The 20,367-nt window shown below is 59.3% G+C and carries 10 protein-coding genes; 2 read left to right on the top strand and 8 right to left on the bottom strand.

The window, feature by feature from the left end; all coding sequences use genetic code 11:
- Positions 1-100 precede the first annotated feature (100 nt).
- On the top strand, positions 101-1,147 hold the full coding sequence (locus tag GT003_RS07150; protein WP_161695898.1) for an efflux RND transporter periplasmic adaptor subunit: 1,047 nt from the start codon (positions 101-103) through the stop codon (positions 1,145-1,147).
- A gap of 1,028 nt (positions 1,148-2,175) precedes the next feature.
- On the opposite strand, the gene lacZ is transcribed toward GT003_RS07150, so the two are convergent.
- The 6 genes from lacZ to GT003_RS07120 form a co-directional block, all read right to left on the bottom strand.
- Positions 2,176-5,301: a beta-galactosidase, LacZ type gene (lacZ, locus tag GT003_RS07145; protein WP_204798908.1), complete on the bottom strand. Its 3,126-nt coding sequence runs from the start codon at positions 5,299-5,301 to the stop codon at positions 2,176-2,178.
- A gap of 247 nt (positions 5,302-5,548) precedes the next feature.
- Entirely contained in the window at positions 5,549-6,721 is a 1,173-nt protein-coding gene (locus tag GT003_RS07140; protein ID WP_161695896.1) for an ABC transporter permease, read from the bottom strand.
- Positions 6,687-7,418: an ABC transporter ATP-binding protein gene (locus GT003_RS07135; protein WP_161695894.1), complete on the bottom strand. Its 732-nt coding sequence runs from the start codon at positions 7,416-7,418 to the stop codon at positions 6,687-6,689. Before GT003_RS07135 ends, GT003_RS07140 begins: the two co-directional genes overlap by 35 nt.
- Positions 7,418-8,881, bottom strand: a complete 1,464-nt coding sequence (locus tag GT003_RS07130; RefSeq protein ID WP_161695892.1) for an efflux RND transporter periplasmic adaptor subunit — start codon at positions 8,879-8,881, stop codon at positions 7,418-7,420. The genes GT003_RS07135 and GT003_RS07130 overlap by 1 nt, the downstream gene beginning before the upstream one ends.
- Positions 8,878-9,681 carry a hypothetical protein gene (locus GT003_RS07125; RefSeq protein WP_161695890.1) on the bottom strand — a complete coding sequence of 268 codons (804 nt, stop codon included), beginning with the start codon at positions 9,679-9,681 and terminating at the stop codon, positions 8,878-8,880. The genes GT003_RS07130 and GT003_RS07125 overlap by 4 nt, the downstream gene beginning before the upstream one ends.
- Before the next feature lie 973 nt (positions 9,682-10,654).
- Complete coding sequence (locus GT003_RS07120) at positions 10,655-11,428, bottom strand: phytanoyl-CoA dioxygenase family protein (RefSeq protein WP_161695888.1); 774 nt, start codon at positions 11,426-11,428, stop codon at positions 10,655-10,657.
- A gap of 134 nt (positions 11,429-11,562) precedes the next feature.
- Between GT003_RS07120 and GT003_RS07115 the strand changes: the two genes are divergently transcribed.
- Positions 11,563-12,441 (top strand): helix-turn-helix domain-containing protein, encoded by an 879-nt coding sequence (locus GT003_RS07115; protein WP_161695886.1) that lies wholly within the window; start codon positions 11,563-11,565, stop codon positions 12,439-12,441.
- Between the two features lie 287 nt (positions 12,442-12,728).
- Here the strand turns inward: GT003_RS07115 and GT003_RS07110 are convergent, their stop codons facing one another.
- Together GT003_RS07110 and GT003_RS07105 are read right to left on the bottom strand one after the other, a co-directional pair.
- Positions 12,729-14,174, bottom strand: a complete 1,446-nt coding sequence (locus tag GT003_RS07110; RefSeq protein WP_161695884.1) for an L-fucose/L-arabinose isomerase family protein — start codon at positions 14,172-14,174, stop codon at positions 12,729-12,731.
- A 53-nt stretch (positions 14,175-14,227) separates the two neighbouring features.
- Entirely contained in the window at positions 14,228-20,335 is a 6,108-nt protein-coding gene (locus tag GT003_RS07105) for an Ig-like domain-containing protein (protein WP_161695882.1), read from the bottom strand.
- Positions 20,336-20,367: the final 32 nt, after the last annotated feature.

The following is a 20,367-nucleotide window of genomic DNA, read 5'->3' as shown; positions in this document are numbered from 1 at the left end:
TCATAAATAGCCAAAGTTATGCTTTGTATATAATTTCCTATTCGACCTGTATGTACAAGCACTCATCCATTTTATAGCGAAGGGAGTTTTACTCCTCCTCATGGTTCAACCTACCCAATCCGTCGTACGCCGTTTCCTGCCGCGCCGCGCGGCCGCCTTGTGCTTAGCCTTGTCGGTACTGACCGGCTGCTCGGTCCTGCCGAACGAAGAAGAGCCGCTGGATCCTCCGAAGCTGACCAGCAAAACCGAGGAGCATGAGACCTCTCCCGTTACGCGAGGGAACATGGAGCTGTACTTGACCTCGACGGCCTCGGCCGTATCCGATGTCAATAACTCGGTTTCCTTTCCGGAGTCGGGCGGGATTCTGAAGAAATTTTACGTCGCCGAAGGCGATACGATCAAAGCCGGCGCGCCGATCGCGGAGCTGGAAACCGGCGACCTGCCGATACGGGTCAAGCTGCAGAAGCTTACCGTCGAGCAATCGAAGCTGCGGTATCAGGATGCCATTCAGCAGAATGCCGGCGAAGACGGCGTGCGTTTGGCCAAAATCGACCTGGAGGCGCAGCAGCTGCAGCTCGACTCGCTTCAAGAAGCCTACAATAAAGCCTTGCTGTTCGCCCCTTCCAGCGGCCTGGTCACGTATTTGAACGATCTGAAGCCGGGCGAACCGGTCGAAGCGAATCAAGCGATCGCGATCGTGTCCGACCCCTCGAAGGTCAATTTCGTCTACGATGCGACGGATGCGACGAAGATCAAGACCGTGAAGGACGGGACCGAGGTCGCGATCACGCTCGACGATGACAAATCCTATGAAGGCTCCGTCATTCAGACGCCGTCCACCGCGCCGAAGAGCGATAAGGACGAGGTGAACCGCCGCAACGCCAAAGCGCTCATCATCGCCTTGAACCCGCCAAGCCCGGCCGTGCCGATCGGCACCTACGCCGACATCAAGCTGTTCATCGACAAACGGGATAATGTCATCCTCATTCCGCGCGGGGCGCTGAAGACGATGTTCGGCCGCAATTACGTCGAAGTCATGGAGAACGACCGCGTGAAGGAAGTGGACGTCGTGACCGGTCTCAAGACGAGCGATAAAGTCGAGATCGTGAAAGGCTTGGAAGAAGGCCAGAAGGTCGTTATCGACTAGGGCTGGCATGTGCGAGGTGCGGCAAGCGCTTCTGCCGGAGGGCACTGAGCTTGAATAGAGCTCGAACGGGAAAATCAGCCCAAAGAATGGTGCTCGCATAGGTAAGATGTAGATAGAGGGACAGAACAGATAACGGGACGAGGAGAAGCAGCTGCTTCTGCCTTGTCCCTTCTTTTATCAGCCATTGTACCTCAGTACCTCAGCCCGCTCTCTCCAAGGCATCAACGCATAAGCAGCCTGGCAGGTCGCTCGCAGCAGGGTTTGCGGCTAACCATCTCTCCGTACCTCAGCCCGCTCTCTCCAAGGCATCAACGCATAAGCAGCCTGGCAGGTCGCTCGCAGCAGGGTTTGCGGCTAACCATCTCTCCGTACCTCAACCCCCAACTCGTCGCCGATCAATAGACGCTGGCACTACGTTCGCATGCGGTCACTAACTAACCATCCTTCGTACCTCAACCCCCAACTCGTCGCCGATCAATAGACGCTGGCACTACGTCCGCATGCGGTCACTAACTAACCATCCTTCGTACCTCAACCCCCAACTCGTCGCCGATCAATAGACGCCGGCACTACGTCCGCATGCGGGCTGCAACTAGCCATCCCAGCCACCAGCAGCTGTCGCTCAACTACAACACCAAATAGCTAACGGTTGTGAGAAAGGCTATTCGGCTCAAAATGCCCCTTTTAGTCGGCTAACGATTGCCAGAAGGCTTATTGTAAGATTTCCCCGTGCAAATGAGCCCTTCTTCGCCTAATAACGCCTGTCACAATCGTTAGCGTTTCAGAAGCGGCATTTTTCCTGGAATAGCCTCGCTGGCAATCGTTAGAATTCCGTCGGCATTTACGTCGCACGCTCGGCAGCTTAATACTTCTCCCAGAGGCGTGCACCAAGCTCACCTCTCTCGGCGCTCGAGCCGGATTTCCTGCCATATAGCGTGCTCCTATTCATCGAAAAGACAAAGAAGCGCCCCCGCGGGCCGGCATACGACTAGCGTATACCGACCGCACAGAGGCGCTTCTTTGCTTATTTATCGGGACATACCGTTCAGCGTGAAGCGGAACGAATAGATTTGGTTCGCATGCAGCAAGTATTGCGGATGCGCCGTCGCGCCCCAGCTGTTGTCGCCGCCGACGCCCATTTGCTTATGGTTGACGCGCACGACTGTCTTGTCGCTGGCGGGCAGCTTATAGACGTGATCATAAGCTTCAAGCTCAAACGGCGTATACGGCAGCGCGTTTAGCTCGATCAGCGGCTCGCCGGCGAATCGCAGCGAGGCGCCTTGCCCGTTGCTAACCGATGCCGAGCGGACAGCCACCTTGTTGCCGCACTCCTGCGGACGCAGGTACGGCACGAACTGCTCGGCGACCGTACCGGCATAGCGGCCGATCTTCGCGCCGTGCTGGCGATCCCAGTAGGAATCTTGCGGCCCTTTGCCGTACCATTCCAGCTGGTCGAAGGAGCCGTCCATCGTCAGCATCATGCCGATCTCCGGAATCTCGGGAAGGCCTTCGCCCGGGTTCAGCTGCAGACCGACCTCGATCGCTCCCGTGCTCAGCACGTCGTAAGTGACGGTGCAGCTGGATTCGGTCGTCGTCGGAAGCGTGAATCCGGCGCGGATGACGACACGGTCCGCCTCGAGCTTCCAGCTCAAGGAGCGGAGCGTGCGTTCTTCACCGGCGGAACGCCAGGTTGCGCAGCGCTCGTGATGCTTGCTGCCGCGGTCGTTGTCCGTATAAGCACGCCAGAAGTTCGGCGCAAGTTCGCCCTTCAGCAGCTCGCTGCCGCCCGTGACGTACGATGCGAGCGCGCCGTTATTCCGATTGACGGCGGCGGAGAAGCCTTCGCCCCGTACGATCAGCTTGTCTCCCTCTTCCGCGATTTCGAGCTTGCCGGCAAGAGCCGCCGCGCCGCCGACCGGAGCCGCTTCTTGCGCAGCGCTCGGAAGCACGAACTGCTGGAACGCCACTTCATGGCCGGCATCCGCCCACTGCGCTGCCGTCTTCGTGAGCAGACTGACAGTGAGTACGGCTTCGCCGTCTTCTGCGCGGCGTTCCGGAAGCGGGATCGTAATCTCTGTCGACTCGCCAGGCGCTGCCGATGCGTCGAGAGTGCCCCGCGCAGCCTCGCGACCGTCAAGCGCGACGGACCATTGCAGCGTGAAGGCGTCCAGATCCGTGAAGAGATACTTGTTGAGCAGGCTAACGACTCCTTTGCGCAGATCGACGGCCGTCACCGATGCATTCTGGTAGCACTGCTTCACTTCCAGCAGCTTCGGCGATACCGAACGATCCGCGAAAATCAGCCCGTTGCCGCAGAAGTTGCCGTCATGCGGCTGCTCGCCGAAATCGCCGCCGTACGCCATATATTCCAAGCCGTCCGCGTTCTTCGTCCAGATCGCCTGGTCGACCCAGTCCCAGATGAAGCCGCCCTGCACGAGCGGCACCGTATCGAAGAGCTCCGTGTAGAGGTGAAGGCCGCCGACGGAGTTGCCCATGGCATGGCTGTACTCGCACAGGATGAACGGCTTCGGCGAATTCGGGTTCAACCCGAATTCCTGCACCTGGGCCGGACGCGTATACATATGGCTCTCGACGTCCGTCGCCGCTTCGGAAGCGCGCCACATCGTCGTTCCCTCGTAGTGGACGACCCGGCTCGGATCCGCCTCGCGCAGGAAATCGTGCATGCGGATGAAGTTGTCGCCGCCGAACGATTCGTTGCCGAGCGACCACATGACGATGGACGGATGGTTCTTGTCGCGCTGCAGCATGGAATTGGCGCGGTCCAGCACGTTGGCCGTCCAAGCGGGATCGCTGCCCGGAACGGTCTTCGGCGCGATCACCGGCGAATGGTAATCCCAGCTTCCGTGCGTCTCGAGATTCGTCTCGTCGATGACGTACAGGCCGTACTCGTCGCATAGCTCGTACCACAGCGGATTGTTCGGATAATGGGAGGTCCGCACCGCATTGATGTTGTAAGCCTTCATCAGCTTGACGTCCGTCAGCATGTCCTCGTATCCGAGCGCGCGGCCCGTATGGCAGGAAAACTCGTGGCGGTTGACGCCCTTGAAGACGATGCGCTTGCCGTTAATCAGCATCAGCTTATCCTTGATCTCGAACGAGCGGAACCCTACGCGCGAGCTGACCGCTTCCAGCAGAATGCCTTCTTCGTCCTTCAGCGAGATGACGAGCGTGTACAGATTCGGCTGCTCGGCGCTCCATTTCAGCGGGTTAGCCACGTGCGCCGAAGCTTCGATCTCCAGCTCCGCGGTATCGCTGCCCATCATGGCATGCACGGCAATCGGCTGCGATAGAACGGCGCTGCCGTTCGCGTCGTACAACTGCGCCTCCACGGTTACGGTGCCGAGCTGCCGTTCGAAATAATTCATGAGTGTAGCGCGCAGCTTCAGCTCCGCGTTCTTGTAATCGGCGTCGAGCTCCGTCGTCGCGAAGAAATCGTACACATGCGCTTTCGGCGCCGTGTACAGGTAGACATCGCGGAAGATGCCGCTCATGCGCCAGAAATCCTGATCCTCCAGCCAGCTTGCGTCGCACCAGCGGTACACTTCGACGGCCAGCTTATTGTCTCCCGCGCGCAGATAAGGGGTCAGATCGAACTCCGCCGGCGTGAACGTATCCTCGCTGTAACCGACAAGCTCTCCGTTCAGCCAGACGTAGAAGGCGGATTCGACGCCTTGGAAGCTGATGAATACCGGCTGCCCCTCCCAGCCCTCCGGAACCTGGAAGCTGCGAACGTACGAGCCGACGGGATTGTACTTGGTCGGCGCGAACGGCTGAACGAGATCCTCCGACGCTTCCCACGGGTAGCGGATGTTCGTGTATTGCGGGTAATCGTATCCTTGCAGCTGCCAGTGCGTGGGAACCTTGATCTCGTCCCAGCCCGCATGGTCGAAGCTGTCTTCATAGAAGTCGACAATCCGTTTCGACGGATTCTCGGCCCATGCGAATTTCCACATGCCGTTCAAGGATTCGAAGCTGCGCGATGCCGAGCGGTCGCCGCGAAGCGCCTCCTCGACGGAGTCGAACGGCATTGATGTGGCATGTGCTTTCATGCGGTTCAGCTCGAATATCTCCGGGTTGTTGTTCCACTCCGGGTAACCGTTAGCCGGCGGCGAATACGTAAATTTCGATCTCAAGGGAAGCACCTCTTCATAGGATGTATGTCTTCATTTCATTAGCGTATACGAGGCCCGTCAAGGCGTAAATATAAAAAAAGGGTGAAAAGGTAGCTAATATTGGCGGTACCTCTCGGCTCGTCATTCGGCTGGCCGCTCGGCATGCCGAACAGCCGGATGGAGTTCGGCTCCTCTCCGGCTGCTAGTGATCTGTTTGGTTATCCGTCGGATGGAAGGCAGCGATTCGGAAGCCTGCCTGCAATGCGCTTTACTCGAATCGAAGCGCCTCGATCGGCCGCAGGCTGGAAGCCTTGTTCGCCGGGAAGAGGCCGAACACGACGCCGATGAAGACCGAGAAGCCGAAAGCGAGACCCATGATCGGAATGGACACCACGACGGTCATGTCGGCAAACTTCTGCAGCAGCTGCGCCGTCCCGAGTCCGATTCCGACGCCGAGGACGCCGCCCAAGCCGCTGAGGGCAATCGCTTCGATCAGGAACTGGGTAAGAATGTCCTTCTTCTTCGCTCCGATCGCTTTGCGAATGCCGATCTCCCTCGTCCGTTCCGTGACGGATACGAGCATGATGTTCATGATGCCGATCCCGCCGACGAGCAGCGAGATGGCGGCGACGCCGCCGAGCGCCAGCGACAGCGTATCCGAGATGCTGCTGAAGGAATCCAGCAGATCCTGCTGGTTGAAGACGCGGTAGCTGTTCGTATCGCCGCGGAATTTCTTGCTGAGCGCGGTCTCGAGCTCCGTCATGACCGTGTCCATCTTGTCGGCATCCGCTACCTGGACGTTGATCGACTTTACGCCTTTGGACTTAAAGAGCCGCTCGGAGGTCGTAATCGGTATGATGACGATCTCGTCATTGGAGCCCGTCAGCGAGCTGCCCTTCGTTGCCAGCACGCCGACGACTTTGTACCGGACGCCGTTGATCAGGAACGTCTTGCCGACGGCATCCTCGGTGCCGAACAGATCCGTCGCCGTCGTGGAGCCCAGCACGGCGATCTTCTGGTAGTAATCGAGATCGATCTGCGCGACGAACCGCCCTTCGGCCACGCTGTAGTCTTTGACGTCCAGATAATCGGCCGTCGAGCCGACGACGCTGACGCTCGTGCTCTCGCTGCCGTTCTTGACGGTCGCGTTCTGTTGATTGTACGGCGCGGCGAACTCGATGTCCTCCGTGCTCGTAATGTCTTCCGCTTCCTTGTAATCGAGCGTCGTCTTCGAGCCGCGTCCCGTGATGCTCACGGTCAACAGGTTCGTGCCGAGACTCTCGACCTGGTCCGTGACCTGCTTCGTCGTGCCCTGCCCGACGCCGACCAGCGCGATGACCGCCGCGACGCCGATGATGATGCCGAGCATCGTGAGCAGGGAACGCATTTTGTTCGCGAGTATGCTCTTAGCCGCCATTTTGAAGGCTTGACTGACGTTCACGTCTCTCACCGCCTTCTTCGCTGATTTGGCCGTCCTGAATGCGGACGACCCTTCTGGCCTGCTGGGAAATGGCGATATCATGCGTGATCAGTACGATGGTATGCCCCTGCCCGTTCAAATCTTTCATCAGCTGCATGACCTCCGCGCCGGTGCGCGTATCGAGCGCGCCGGTCGGTTCGTCCGCCAACAATATAGGCGGATTGCCGGCTAGCGCCCGCGCGATCGCCACGCGCTGCTGCTGCCCGCCGGAGAGCTCGCTCGGCTTGTGGCGCAAGCGCTCCTCGAGGCCGACCTTCGCGAGCGCCTCGATCGCCTGCTCCTTGCGCTGCTTGGCCGGGACGCCGCGATAGATGAGCGGCAGCTCCACGTTCTCGAGCGCCGACAGCTTGTTGAGCAGGTTGAAGCCTTGGAATATAAACCCGATCTTGCGGTTGCGGATCTCCGCCAGCCGGCTCTCGCGGAGCCGGCTCACTTCCTCGCCGTCCAGCCAATACTTGCCCGAGGACGGCGCGTCGAGGCATCCGATCACGTTCATGAGCGTCGATTTGCCGGAGCCCGAGGGCCCGATGATGGCGATGAAATCGCCGTGGTCGACGCAAAGCGAGATATCGTTCAGCGCATGGACGGTCTCTCCGCCCATTTTGTACAGCTTCGACAAGGTTTCGATACGGATCAGCGGTTCTTGTAGGGACTCCATTATCTTGCTCCCCCGCCTGAGCCGCCAGTGCCGCCTCCGCCTCCGGCTCCTCGCGTTTCGCTCCGGGTGAAGCCTCCGCCACCACCGCCGAAGCCTCCTCCGCCTCCGCCGCCGACGAAGGTCGCGCCTCCGCCCAGGCCGCCAAAGCCGCCTGCCGCGAAGCCTTTCTGCTGTTGATTCGAAGAAGCAGACGATATAACGGTCGGAAGAACGACTTGGTCGCCTTCTGCTAGTCCGGTCAAGACTTCGATGTAATCCTCGTTATGAATGCCGACCGTAATAATCTTCGGCGTACCGTTGCCGAAGCGGCTGTTCGCGCCGCCTGCACCTCCGCGCGTGCCGGTCCTGCCGGCAAACCCACCTTGGCCGCTCTGGCCGCTGCCGGTGAATCCGCCCGCTCTGCCCTGGCCGCGTCCTGCGCCTTGGCCGCCTGCCGCGCCTTGCGCGCCGGTCGTTCCTTTATCGCCTACCGTTCCTTTGTCCCCCGATGCGCCCTGCGAACCGGTTTCGCCTTGTCCGCCTGCCGCGCCTTGAGCGCCTGCCGCTCCCGTGCCGCCCGCAGCCGCCGGAACGAGGACCATATACCGGTTACCCAGCGACTGCACCGCGTCGATCGGCAGCATCAGCGTGTTTTCTTTCTTCTCTACCTCGATGCTTGCTTCCGCGGACATGCCGCTTTTCAAGCCGTCGGCTTTATCCAGCGCGATCGTCACGTCGAACGACGCGACGCCGTTGCTGGCCGTTCCTTCGTCCGCGATCTTGGTCACCTTGCCGGTATAAGACTTATCCGCGAGCGCCTCGACGGAGATCGTCGACGTTTGACCCTTCTTGACCTTCGAAATGTCCAGCTCGTCGATGCCGACCACCATCTGAAGATTGGCGTAATCGGCGATGTCCATCAGTTCCGCGGACGGATTCAGCGAATCGCCCTCCGCCACGTTCAGCGTCGTGATCGTGCCGCCGATCGGCGCCGTAATGGTCTCGCCCGTTTCCGCTGCCTCAAGATCCGCGATATCGGCGCGCGTCTGATCGATCTGCAGCTGCAGCTTCTTCAAGCTCAGCTTGATGCTGTCGATGCTGCTCTCGTCGGGAGCGCTCTTCATCTTGTTCTGCGTGTCCTGCAAATCCAGCAGCTGGCTCTGCAGGTTCAACTGCGAGGATTTGATCTTATCGCTGTTATCCTCGCCCTCGATCGACAGCAGGACTTGGCCTTTCTTCACGACGGCTCCTTCCGTCACGTTCACTTTCGCGACGGTCCCCTGCGACGTTGCTTTGACCGTCGCTTTATTGATCGGCGCCAGACTTCCCGTCCCGCTGACGCTGACCTCGATCGTCCCTTTCGTCACTCGCGCCGTTTGCACCGCCGGACCCGTAGGCGTTACTTTCTTGTCCTGCTTCATATAATAATAGACGCCTGCCGCTACGATTAGCACGCCGAGTCCAAGCAGCCACCATTTCTTCATTGTCCGTTACCCGCCTTTCCCGTATCGCTCGCGTTGCCCGTGCCTGCATTGCCCCGATTGCCGGCATTGCTCATATTCGCCGGATTAAATTGAAGCCGGATGTACTGCGCGGTCGCATTGTCCGGACCGAGCCACACCATAAGAATGTCGCCCGCCTTCAGGTCGGAAGCCTTCATGGCGTCGTTCGTCATGCCGTTCTCGCCGCGGCCGAGCTTGACGATTTGGGTATCCGCGTTGACGGGAACCGCGATCTGATCGGCGGCAAATTCCATTTGATTCATGAAACCGCCACCGCCGCCGCCGAAACGTCCACGGCCTTGCTTGCCTCCCGTTTGACCTTCCGTACCGCCTGCGGCTTGGCCATCTCCTGCTCCTTGACCGCCCGAGCCGCCTGGAGCTTGACCATCCACTCCGCCGCCTCGTTGGCCGCGTTGACCGCCGTATCCGGCTGCGTTTTGGCCATCTCCTTGGCTGGAATTACCGCCTTCTCCGCCCTGCGGACGCTGTCCGCCCTGCCGGCCGCCTCCGCCGAACGAAGGCATATCCGCCGGTGACGTCGTGGATTTCTGCACGACGATGGAGTCGCCGTCGACCTTCACCACTTTGGCAAAATAATCGGCCGTCCGGTCAGGCTGCTGGGGACCCGAAGCATTCCCGCCGCCGGTTTGGGCCGGCTGCCCGCTGTCCGCCGCGGCTTGTCCGTTATCGGCAGTCGCCGCATCGTTCTTCGCTCCGCAGCCGGCAAGCATGACCGAGATAATCATGGCGGCCGCCATTAATTTTATACTCGAGCGTTCCATAGGATTGAATATCCACCTTTCCGTTTCGTCTATAGCCCTCACATTAACAAACATAAATGAAATCCATATGAAGACGTTCGCCGGGTCAGCCGGAAACGAAAAGGAGGAACGCGCTCGACGGGTCAGCCGGAAACGAAACGGAGGAAGGCGCTCCTTATGCGGCAATAACCAAAACGGACGCCCGAAGGCGCCCGTTTTGGTTCCATGCTATCTCATTCCACGGATCGTGCACGCTTCTAACGGTTGCACGAAGCGCTATTCGGCTCTAATTGGCCGTTTCCTATCGCTAATGATTGTCAGGAGGCTTATTCCTGTATTCCCCCCTGCAAATCCGCCAATTTACGCCTAATAACGTCGCTCATAGCCGTTAGAGTTTATTTAGCGGTGTTTTTGGAGAAATAGCGACGCTGACAAGCGTTAGGCGGTTGGTGGTTGGTGGTTGGCGCATGGCGGTTGGCGCTTGGCAGTTGGTGGTTGGCGCTTGGCGCTTGGCGCTTGGCGGTTGGCGGTTGGCGGTTGGCGCTTGGCGCTTGGCGGTTGGTGGTTGGCGGTTGTCGGTTGGCGGTTGGCGGTTGGCGCTTGGCGGTTGGTGGTTGGTGGTTGGCGGTTGGTGGTTGGCGGTTGGCGGTTGGCGGTTGGTGGTTGGTGGTTGGCGCATGGCGGTTGGCGATTGGCAGTTGGCGCTTGGAGCTTGGCGGTTGGCGGTTGGTGGTGGCGGTTGGCGCTTGGCGGTTGGCGGTAGACGTTAGGCGCTAGACGTTAGGTGTAGACGGTTTGACGTTTGACGTTTGACCTTAGACGTTATATGTGAGGAATCAGACGCCAGCCCAATGAACGTTCGGCCGCTTCCGCAGCTCACCGAACTCACTCAACATACCACCGTATCTCTGGTTTCCTGCATGCCAAAAAGCCGGCAGAAGCATAAAACGCTTCTGCCGGCCGCTTCTGCCGGCCTCCGCCGTCACGCCATCGATTAAACGATCGTGAATTCCGGATGGACTTTATCGAAGTTCGGATTCTCGCCGCACACCATCAGGCCCATGCCCCAGTTCAAATGTTCTTTGTTCGTCGGGAAGTCCGTCGCGCTGCGGTACTGGAACAGTACGTTGCGGCGCGTGCGTTCGCTGCGGTTCGCCGGCGAGCCGTGAATCGTCAAGTAGTTGAAGAAGAGCACGTCGCCCGCTTCCGCGATGCAAGGCACGCCATCGGATACCGGATATTCCTTCGCGTTCAGGTAATGACGGCCCACGTGCTGCAGCGGTCCGGCCTTATGGGAGCCCGGCATCACGTGCAGGCAGCCGTTCTCGATGTCGGCGTCGTCCAAATGCACGCTTGCCGCCAGCATCGTGTGCTTCTCGTGCGGGAAATACGGCTGATCCTGGTGCATCGGGAACGCCGCGCCGTTTTCCGGCGGCTTCACGAGCATCTTGGAATGGTGTAGCTGTACGTTCGGTCCGATCAGCTGCGAGAGCACGGCCGTCATGTTCGGGTGCATCAAGGCGCGAAGGAACGATGCGTCATGGTACTGCACGTCATGAAAGCCTTTCAGCACCAGCTTCTTCAGTTCTTCCGGCGGAAGGAAATCGCCCTGCCATTGCGCGTTATGGTCGCGGTTGGCTTTCGCCGCGCGGTCGACGATGTTTTCTACTCCTTGGCGCATCTCTTCGATCTCTTGCTTATTGAATACGCCTTTGACGAGCAGATAGCCCTGTTCATTGTAAAATTCTACGTCTTGTGGTTTAATCATCGTAATAGCCTCCAGTTTTCGTAATCGCTTTCCATAGCTTTATTATAGGGTTTACGGGGATTTCGATCTTTAGCCGCACATGCCAGCTTTTTGTCTTATCAGGACATAAACACATTCGAAGGTAGGAACCGCCTATGTACCTCTGGAACGAAACCGACACTTGGCTGAACCAATACGCGCTTCGCCTCAAATCGCAGGAAGCGATATTCACCGTCCATTACTGGGGCGTGAACGAGCATCTGCTGTCCAACTTCCTGCATAAGCATTCCTTCTTCGAAATCTGTTACGTGCTCGGCGGCAAAGGAACGTACCTCGACGACGGCAAGCTGTACCCGCTGTCCAAAGGAACGTTATTCTGCTCGCGCCCCGGCATTACCCACTATATCGAAAGCGATCCGGAGCTGGCCCTCGTCTTCGTCGCCTTCGAATTGGAAGAAGGCGATTGCTCGGAATCCGTGCGCGCCCTGTTTCAAGCGCTGGCCGAGACCGAGACGTTCATCGTGCACGACGGCGACGAATTGCCCGCCGCCCAGCTGTGGCGCGCGATGCTTCACCGCTCGGGCGAGCATGCGTCCCTGCCGGAGCCGGTGCTGACGCAGCTGGCCGCTTCCTTGCTGCTGTCGCTGCCGACGGTATTCCTCAAGCCGCAGCAGCCGTCGTGGACGGCGCCGCGGCGCAGCGCTTCCGGTCTATTGAAGCAGGCGAAGCTGTTCATTACCGACAATCTCGGCGACGATGACTTGTCCCTCGAGAAAGTGGCGGCGCAGATCAGCATCTCGCCCCGCCATTTATCGAGGCTGTTCGCCTCCGGCGTCTACGAATCGTACACCGACTACGTCCGCAAGCAGCGCATTCGCCGGGCCGCCGAGCTGCTCCGGTACACCGACCGCTCCATCAAAGACATCGCGCAGGAGACCGGCTTCGGCTCCGTTCATTATTTCACCCGCACGTTCAGCGGTCTGATGAAAGTGCCGCCGGCCCGGTTCCGCGAGGATGCGCGGGTGCACGACTGAGGATTAGTTCGCATGCGGTGCAGGTTAGTGCTACTATGCAGCATGGGCTTGGGGCGAAAGGGAGTTATCCGCGCGTTGGGGGCTAAGGCGAGACCGAACGCTTTTACCGGAGAAATACGTGCAAATCTGCAAACGAATTCGTCTCCAATATGACCTCAAATCGAAAATAAATGCAACGATCCGGCAAAGGCCCGCACCTCCCCTAAACAATGCGGTCTTGCTTTCAAATACGGATAAGGCGATGCAGGTAGTCTGCATCGCCTTATCTTGCGCAGGGACAACTAGTATCAGACCATCTCCAGCTCCATGCCGAGCACCTTGGACAATCGCTTGATTTGAGTGCCTACGTGGCCGACGCCGAGCGCAAAATGATGAGTCGGACCGGCAGCGCACCATCTCTCGATGAAGTCGGCGACGCCGCAATCGAAGCTGCAGCGCGTATTCGTGTTGCCGGTCTGCGGAATCTCGCCCTTGATCGATTCGCCTTCGGCGGCGATCATCTTGTATCGGCCGTCCGCCGTCTGGGAAATTCCGAGCAAGGTAACCGGACCGGCTTGAATGCTGAATTCCACGCCGATGCCGGAGCCGCTCTTGCCGTGGAACAGATCCAACCCCCTGATGACCGGTCGGCTGTCGCTGATCTTGATGTTATGCGGACCGTCGTGCCCGACGAGCACGATCTCGTCCACGAAGTCGCACGGATGAAGCTCGGCGAAGGAACCGCCGGCATCCAACCGATCCAGGACCAGCATCGCCGCGCAAGTCTTGAGATCCGCTTCTCCCGCGAGCGGAATTCCCTTGCCGGTGAGCAGCGAATTGCCGAGGACCATGTTCGAGCCGATTCTCTCGTATTCGTTGTTGTCCAATCCGCGATAGTAATAAGCAAGTCCGGTCAATCCGTTCTCGGCGACCAGCTTGTCGAGTCCGACGGCCACCTTGGCCGACCATTCCAAGTCCTCCTGCTTGATCGGTCTCGTAATCGGATCGAGGAACGGATCGGCGATCGTGAATACGCTCTTGATCTCTTCGATCTTGTCCGCGATCTCGCTCGGATTCGCGCCGTTCACCAGCTTGGCGAGGTCGCACATCTCCAGCATCTGAACATGGGAGCCGAACGCCGCCGTGAACGCGGTCGGGTCGGAGTTCATATCGTACATGCCTTCGTACGTATGACCCAAATATCCGATCCGGGCGTACTTGAACGCCCGCCTCGCGTTCGCGACCTGGCACCAACGCTTCAACTCGCCCGCGATCCGGGGATCGTCGCGGAGCGTTCCCACGACAATTCCCGCCGCGGGCTTGCCGGCGCGAACGAGCACTCCGCTGATCTCCGGCAGCGAGCAAATGTTATCGTTAGCCAACTGCATATAGGTCGTCGTGTTCCGGTAGTCCAACCGTTTGAGCGGCTGCAAAGCGACCAACACGGCGGGAACTCCGAGATTCAATATGGCCGTCGCCGCGGATGACGAGGTGACGTACGTGCTGAGATTGACGAATAAGAAATCGACGTCCTGCGCCCTCAGCATGGCAGCCGCCGCGAACGACCGGTCCAGATTATCGACGAAGCCCGCCGACACGACCTCTACGTCGCAGCCGGTCAGCATTCGCTCGAACTCGCGACCGTAACCCTCCAGTTCCTCCCGCAGCCCCGGAAATTGTCCCCAATAAGGCTCGTGTCCCACCGTGATGACGCCGATGCGGGCTTTGGCTCTTGCGAACGCCGCTATACTCATTTCAGGTTCCACCTTTATACGAATTATAAGTTAATGAATGGCTTGATAGACGGTTACGGCAGTTGAAAAACGATCGTCTGATCCGTCGAAGTATCCTTCTGGATACTCGCGAGCGCCGTCCCGTAAGTCATGCCGAACGTATAGCCGGCCGGGAGCAGCTCTTTGCGAATTTCTCCGTTGACCGTATCGCCGATCGTCCTCCAGATGCCCCCCGAATACACTTTGGCGGCGCCGCCGTCGACGGGCGCTCCCAGCGCATCCTGCAGCTTGATCAGAACGCTTGCCGTTTGGAAGACGACGACCGGATCCTCGCCGATATTCTGGGCCTTTTGGTTATAAGCTCCCTCGTAGGTGAGGCCGAACGTGTAGGAGCCCGCGAGCATTTCCTTGCTCAACTCGCCGCTGCCGGTCGTGCCGGCCGTCTGCCAGGAGCCGGCCGCATACAACTTCGCGATGCCGCCCGGGAGTTCATTGCCTTGACTGTCCTTCAGCAGGATGGTCGCCTTGACCGTTTGGAAGACGACATTCGGAGTAACGGCCGTATTCTGAGTCAGCTGCTTCGTCGTTCCTTGGTAGGTCACGGAGAAGAGGTAGCTCTTCTCCCGCAGTGACTTGACCGCCTTGCCCGAAGCATCCGTAGTGCCCAGCTCCTTCCAGACGCCATCGTAATACTTCACGACGCCCCCGCTCAGCGGCTGCCCCGCGCTATCCCGCAGTTCCACGGAGGTTGCGGTCGCCGAGAGGACGAAGCTCGCCGTTCGCGCCGCTTCTTCGTTGCCCGCTTGATCGATCGACTTGTATAACACGGCGTACGTCCCTTGCTTGTCGAACACCAATTCCGTCGTGTACGGCTTCCACGTGAAGCCGTTATCCAAGCTGTACGTTGTCTGCACGACGCCCGTTCCGCTATCGGCAGCCGTAAACGATAGCGTAAGCGGGCCGATATAAGTGCCGTCCGGGCCGTCCGGAGACGACGGACCGAAGACGGCGGAGGTAACGGGAGCGGCGCCGTCCACGTAGACGGTCGCCGATTGCGTGGCCCCGCCCGGATTCGTCGCGGTTATAACGGCCGTGCCTTCGCCGACGGCGGTGACCTTGCCGCCGGCATCCACCGTCGCCGCCGCCGGGTTGCCGGACGTCCAGGAAACGATCTTGTTCGTCGCGTTGGCCGGCAATACCGTCGCGACCAGCGTCTCGCTCTGCCCGACCGCAAGGGTAAGGTCGCTCTTATTCAAGCTAACGCTCGTTGCGGCGTATTCCAAGGGACGCACCTGAACGTCGTCAATGTAGAAATCTTGCAGGTCTCCCGCTTGGTCCGTATAGAAGAACACCTTCGTATCCGATACGGCCCCGGCTTCGTCAATCGTGAAGAACCCCTGCACCTGGGTCCATTCCTGGGCGCTGAGAGAATCGCCTCTAAACAAAATCTTCGTCACCGGATCCGTTTTGCCCGTCACCTTATATTGAAGACAGATTCGAAGACTAGCGGCATGAACCGGAGCGGAATTCAGCTTGCCCCATACCGAGTAGTAGTACGGTTTGCCTTGCTCGATCGCCGTCGGCATGTAGATATTAGCGAACATGCTGCCGTTCTTGACCACCCGTAACGATTGGGCGCCGCTTCTGTGCTCGGCGGTCGCGAGCGACACCGCCGAGCTGGTGCCGTAATAGGCCGGCTGCAACGCGCTGCCTTCCATTCCGGGATCGACGATAAGGTTGCTGCCGAGCATCGAATTGGCAGGATAAGCCGCCCCTGCATCAACGGTGACGGTGGTCGTCGCCGTATAGCCGCCATCCATAGATAGGGCGGTAACATGCGCCGTGCCCGTGTCCCTTCCGAATACGTAGCCGTTATCGTCGACGACCGCCACGCTCGGATTATCCGACGTCCAACGGAGCTCCTTGTTAATGACGCCGCTAGGTTGGAACGTCGCCGTCAAAGCCGATGCTTCACCGAAGTGTACGGCAGCCGTGCTTGGCAAGCTTAAGCCCGCGGCGCGGGTCCATGCCGGACTCGTCGAATAATCGATTGGTCTGGCCTCGAGGTCGTCGACATAGAAATCATTGTTATTGGCGGCGACCTCGGTATAGACGTACAAATAAACTTTGGTGGCCGCACCCGTCTCCGGAATCGTGAAGTCCCCCTGCACCTGCGTCCAGCTCTGATTGCTTAACCCCGGGCTGGTGAGCATGATTTTCTGATAGAGCGTCGTGCCAATGGTATATTGCAGGCACAGCCGCATCGGTTCGCTTAGCGTAGGAGCCTTGGCCAGCCTCGCCCAAGCCGAATAATGATACGTTTTGCCCGACTCCAGGTCGGCAAGCTTAAACATCGCCGCACTGTATCTGTCGGTCTTGGCGACCCTCAGGGCCTGGTGGCCGCTATGGGCTTGCGAATCGACGTATCTGAGCACGGAGTTGGTCGTTACCGTCGCGCTCGGAATCTTGCTCTCCTCCATCCCCGGGTCTTGAACGAGATTATCGCCGAGAATCGGCAAGGATTCAGCCGTATCCAATTGAACGGAATCGACGGCGAACGGACCTGCCTCGAGCGTCGGAACGACTTTGATCCGATCGATCGTCCCCGTCCAGCCGGTCGCGTTCGTCGCGTCGAATACATACTCGCGGAATAAGGGCTCGTTAGGAAGAATGTAAGAAGAGAGCTGCCGCATCGGGTTCCAAGCGGTGTCGCCGTTGGCCTGATAGTACACCCGGGCCTCGTTGCCACCGGTCCCGTTGCGAAGCTTCACGCGGATTCGCTTGACGGACGAAGCGTCCGCGTTCAGTTGCTCGGGCGATTCGATCGCCGGCTCCAGCCCTCCCGACGTTCCCAAGGAGGTTCCGCTGAACAAGCCGCCCAGCGCTTCGCCTCCCGCGACCTGGCCGTTTGCCGTCCAACCGTCCGCGAATTCGAAGTCCCAGACCGCCCCCGAGGGATAGATCCGGATGCTCCCCGCCGTCTCGTCCCAGCTAACCGTCGCTCCCCATGCGTCATGCAGATAAGAGAGCGGAACGAGAACGGTTCCGTTCGCCAGCAGCGTCGGCGCGTGCTCCAGCGCGATCGGCTGGCCGTTCTTGCCGGCCGACGAAGCGCCGACCGTCACTTCGTGGACGCCGCCGTTCTTTACCCCGATAAATCGTTGGTTCGCGGCGTCCCATTCGGATTTGACTCCCAACTGAAGCCAGATATCCTTGACGGGAACCATGGCGACGCCGTCTTGAACGAGGGGCGGCTGGCTGAACGTCTTGCGTTTGCCGTCCACGTACAGCTTGATGTCCGCGGAGTCGTTCGCGACCGCCCGGACGTAATCGATGTCGACCGTCCCCAAGGCCGATACCGGGTCGATCCGAATCTGCCGGATGTTGCCGACCCAGCTCTTGTTGCGCCACATCTCCACGTAATAGTCGGTGTATCCGTCGTCCTGCGGATTGACGTAGAAGCCCATCGCTTTGGTCTCGTTCCAATCCCCGTCGAGCTCCGTCGTGAAGAACACCCTGCCTTCGATATCGTTGGCATTGTTCTTCATGCGAATCTTGAGATACGGAGCATCCTCCGCTTTGATTCCGAGGTGGTCGCCGGAGACGATGCCCGGATCCGTGTTGTTGAACACCGCCGTCAAGCTGCCTCCCGAGACGCTGACGGAATCTACCGTCCTTAGCGCGGTCCATCCTTCCTTGTCGCCGGCGGTATTGAATTCCCAAGAGGCGATGGAATTGCCGGAGTAGGCCGGAGGCGTCAGCGTCCGGTTAAGGACGACTCGGTCAGCCGGATACAGCACGCCGATCCGATCCTTCTGCGCCTGAGTCGGAACGATATCCTCGTGGGCGGAGGTGCCCGCGAAAACGTCGCGAATCGCGTCCACGTATCCGAATCCGGCCAATCCGGCCGGCATGATGAAGTGGCCTTCCCCGAATTCGTTCCAGTTGTCCAGCATGACGAGCTTCTTGCCGAGATTATCCGAGGACAGCGATGGAATGTACGTGTCCTTCGTCCACTGCGCGAGCGACCGGAATTCCGTCGGCGTCGCGTAATAACCGGCGCTCAGCCCCCAAGCGGTATCGTCCCGGCCCATGCTCAATCCGGCGATAACGTCAAGCTCTCCGAATGCGTTCTCCGCCGTAAGCTTCAGCTTCTGATAATCCGGATGGCCGCCGAAGGAGCCCCAAGAATAAGCGTATACCGCATCGAAGCCTACTTCTCTGCGATTGATCAAGTCTTGCGCATTCATCCCGTTATACACGTTCAATAGGATCAAGTCGTCGAAGCCTGCCGCCTTCACCTCGTTCCGAAGATAGGCGATATTGGCCTTCGCCTCTGCGATCCTGTCGGACAAGGAGGTCTTGGTGGACAAATTCACGAACTGATCGTAGTTGTAGATCGTGAATACCGGCTTATCGTCGATCTTCAAATAGCGAGGGTCCTTGAAGTAGTATTCGATCCAGTAAGGCACCAGGTTGCTGCGGAAGTCGCTGCTGTCGGCCGCTTTGGAGTTCAAGTTCTCCCACATGATCGCGAAGTCTACCTGGTCGCTGTACGCCGAGTTGAAGTACCCGTCATGCAGGGCGGAGCCGAGGAAGGGATCCTTCACCGGCGAGTTCTCGCCGCCGATCGGGCGGAACCAGCATGACATCTGGAAGCCGATTCCGTGTTCGGCCTGCCACTTGGTCTCCCAATCCGCCGTCTCCGGATTGCCCTCGTCGTAGAATCCGAGCAGCGGCGTACGATCGGGATACGGGTCGATCATATCCCAGCCCAAGTGGGTGCCTTCCCTCCACATCGGACAGCTCTGCACGCCGACGACTTGGTCTCCCGTGCTTGCGGCGACCGGAGCCGGAACGTAGTCGGACGGCAGCGGAGTATCCGCGTTCACGACGATGTCGTCCAGCCACATCGTGCCTTTATCGGCGGCGGAAGTCGAGAACCGAATGCCGTTCACGGACGAGACGCCCGAGGCCAGCGCGACATGCTCCGCCTTGAGCTTGCCGTTAACGTAGATGTCCGCCTCGGAGGAATCCAGCCTCAGCTTCACTTTGAGGTCGTACCACAGATTGGCCTTGTAGTTGCACACTTCGCCCTGATCCTCGGGGTTGTCGGGGTCGTCCTCGCACAGCTTGACCGGGTTGCCGGACGTATCGATATAAGCCAGCCTCCCGTTCGAGGTGACCAGCTTAAGTACGGTATTCGTCCCGTCCGTGAGCTCCGCGGCAAGGCCGTTCGTCTTGGCGGGAATAAAGACCTTATATCCCGCCGTCACGTCGCCATCGAGCGATGCGAAGCTCTTCGAGAGAGACATGGCGCCCGCAGCGTTCGCGGCATCCATCTTGAAGCTGTAGATATCCGGCTTCGGGGACATGACGTAATTGCGCGAAGTTCCGCCCACGAGGCCGGACATCTGCCCCACGTTGATCGTGCCTCCCGAGGCGGCGGATGCCCAATCCCCCGGAACGGAGCCGCCGATCACCGATAACAGTCGCTCGTTAACGGCATACCCTTTATAGATTTTGAGAGGGGTAAAGTTAAAGTCGCCTTTCGAGACCGTTCCTGTCGTCAACAGGAACCGATTGAACGAATCGACCGGATTCGCGAAGGATTTCGCCGTCGCTCGCTTAACGCCGTTAATATACGCGTCCGTCTGGCCGGCGGATAAATCCGCGATCACCTTCACGCCGTATTCTTTATTGGCCTCGTAGGCCTGCAAGGTCGCCGCTCCCCCGCCGGACGTCTGCAGAACGAGATTGTTCCCGCTCGTTACGATGCTGACGCCCGCGGTATCTCCGTCCAGCAGCTGCCACTTCAGGCCGTCTATGATCGCCAGCGGCTTGAAGCGGAATTCCATCGTGACGACCCCTCCGCTCTGCTCGGGGAACTTCCGGCTCATCGATACGGGAAGAACGTCGCTCGTATCGCTGACCTTCAGCGTGTCGGCGTATAGGCTGACGAGCCCGCCGCCCGCCGCCCGAACGTCCCAACCGGAAGGCTGGCTCTCTCCGGGCACGAGATTGGATAGGAACGTGAAGTTCTCGTCGACGAGATACGTCGCACCTGTCGGCGCTTCGGCGCCCTCGGCGACGGCCGTTCGGGAGTACCCGACGATCAGCAGCGAACATAAGGCCATGGCAATGCTTAAAGCGGTCCATCCAAACCTGGGTTTAAACATCATAAAATGGATTCCCCTTTGCATCGTTAATAGAA

Origin of the sequence: Paenibacillus sacheonensis (genome assembly GCF_009909195.1) — a bacterium.
GTDB lineage: Bacteria > Bacillota > Bacilli > Paenibacillales > Paenibacillaceae > Paenibacillus_Z > Paenibacillus_Z sacheonensis.
Note: the sequence above shows the minus strand (reverse complement) of the source record. Positions and strands in the feature narration are given on the sequence as shown.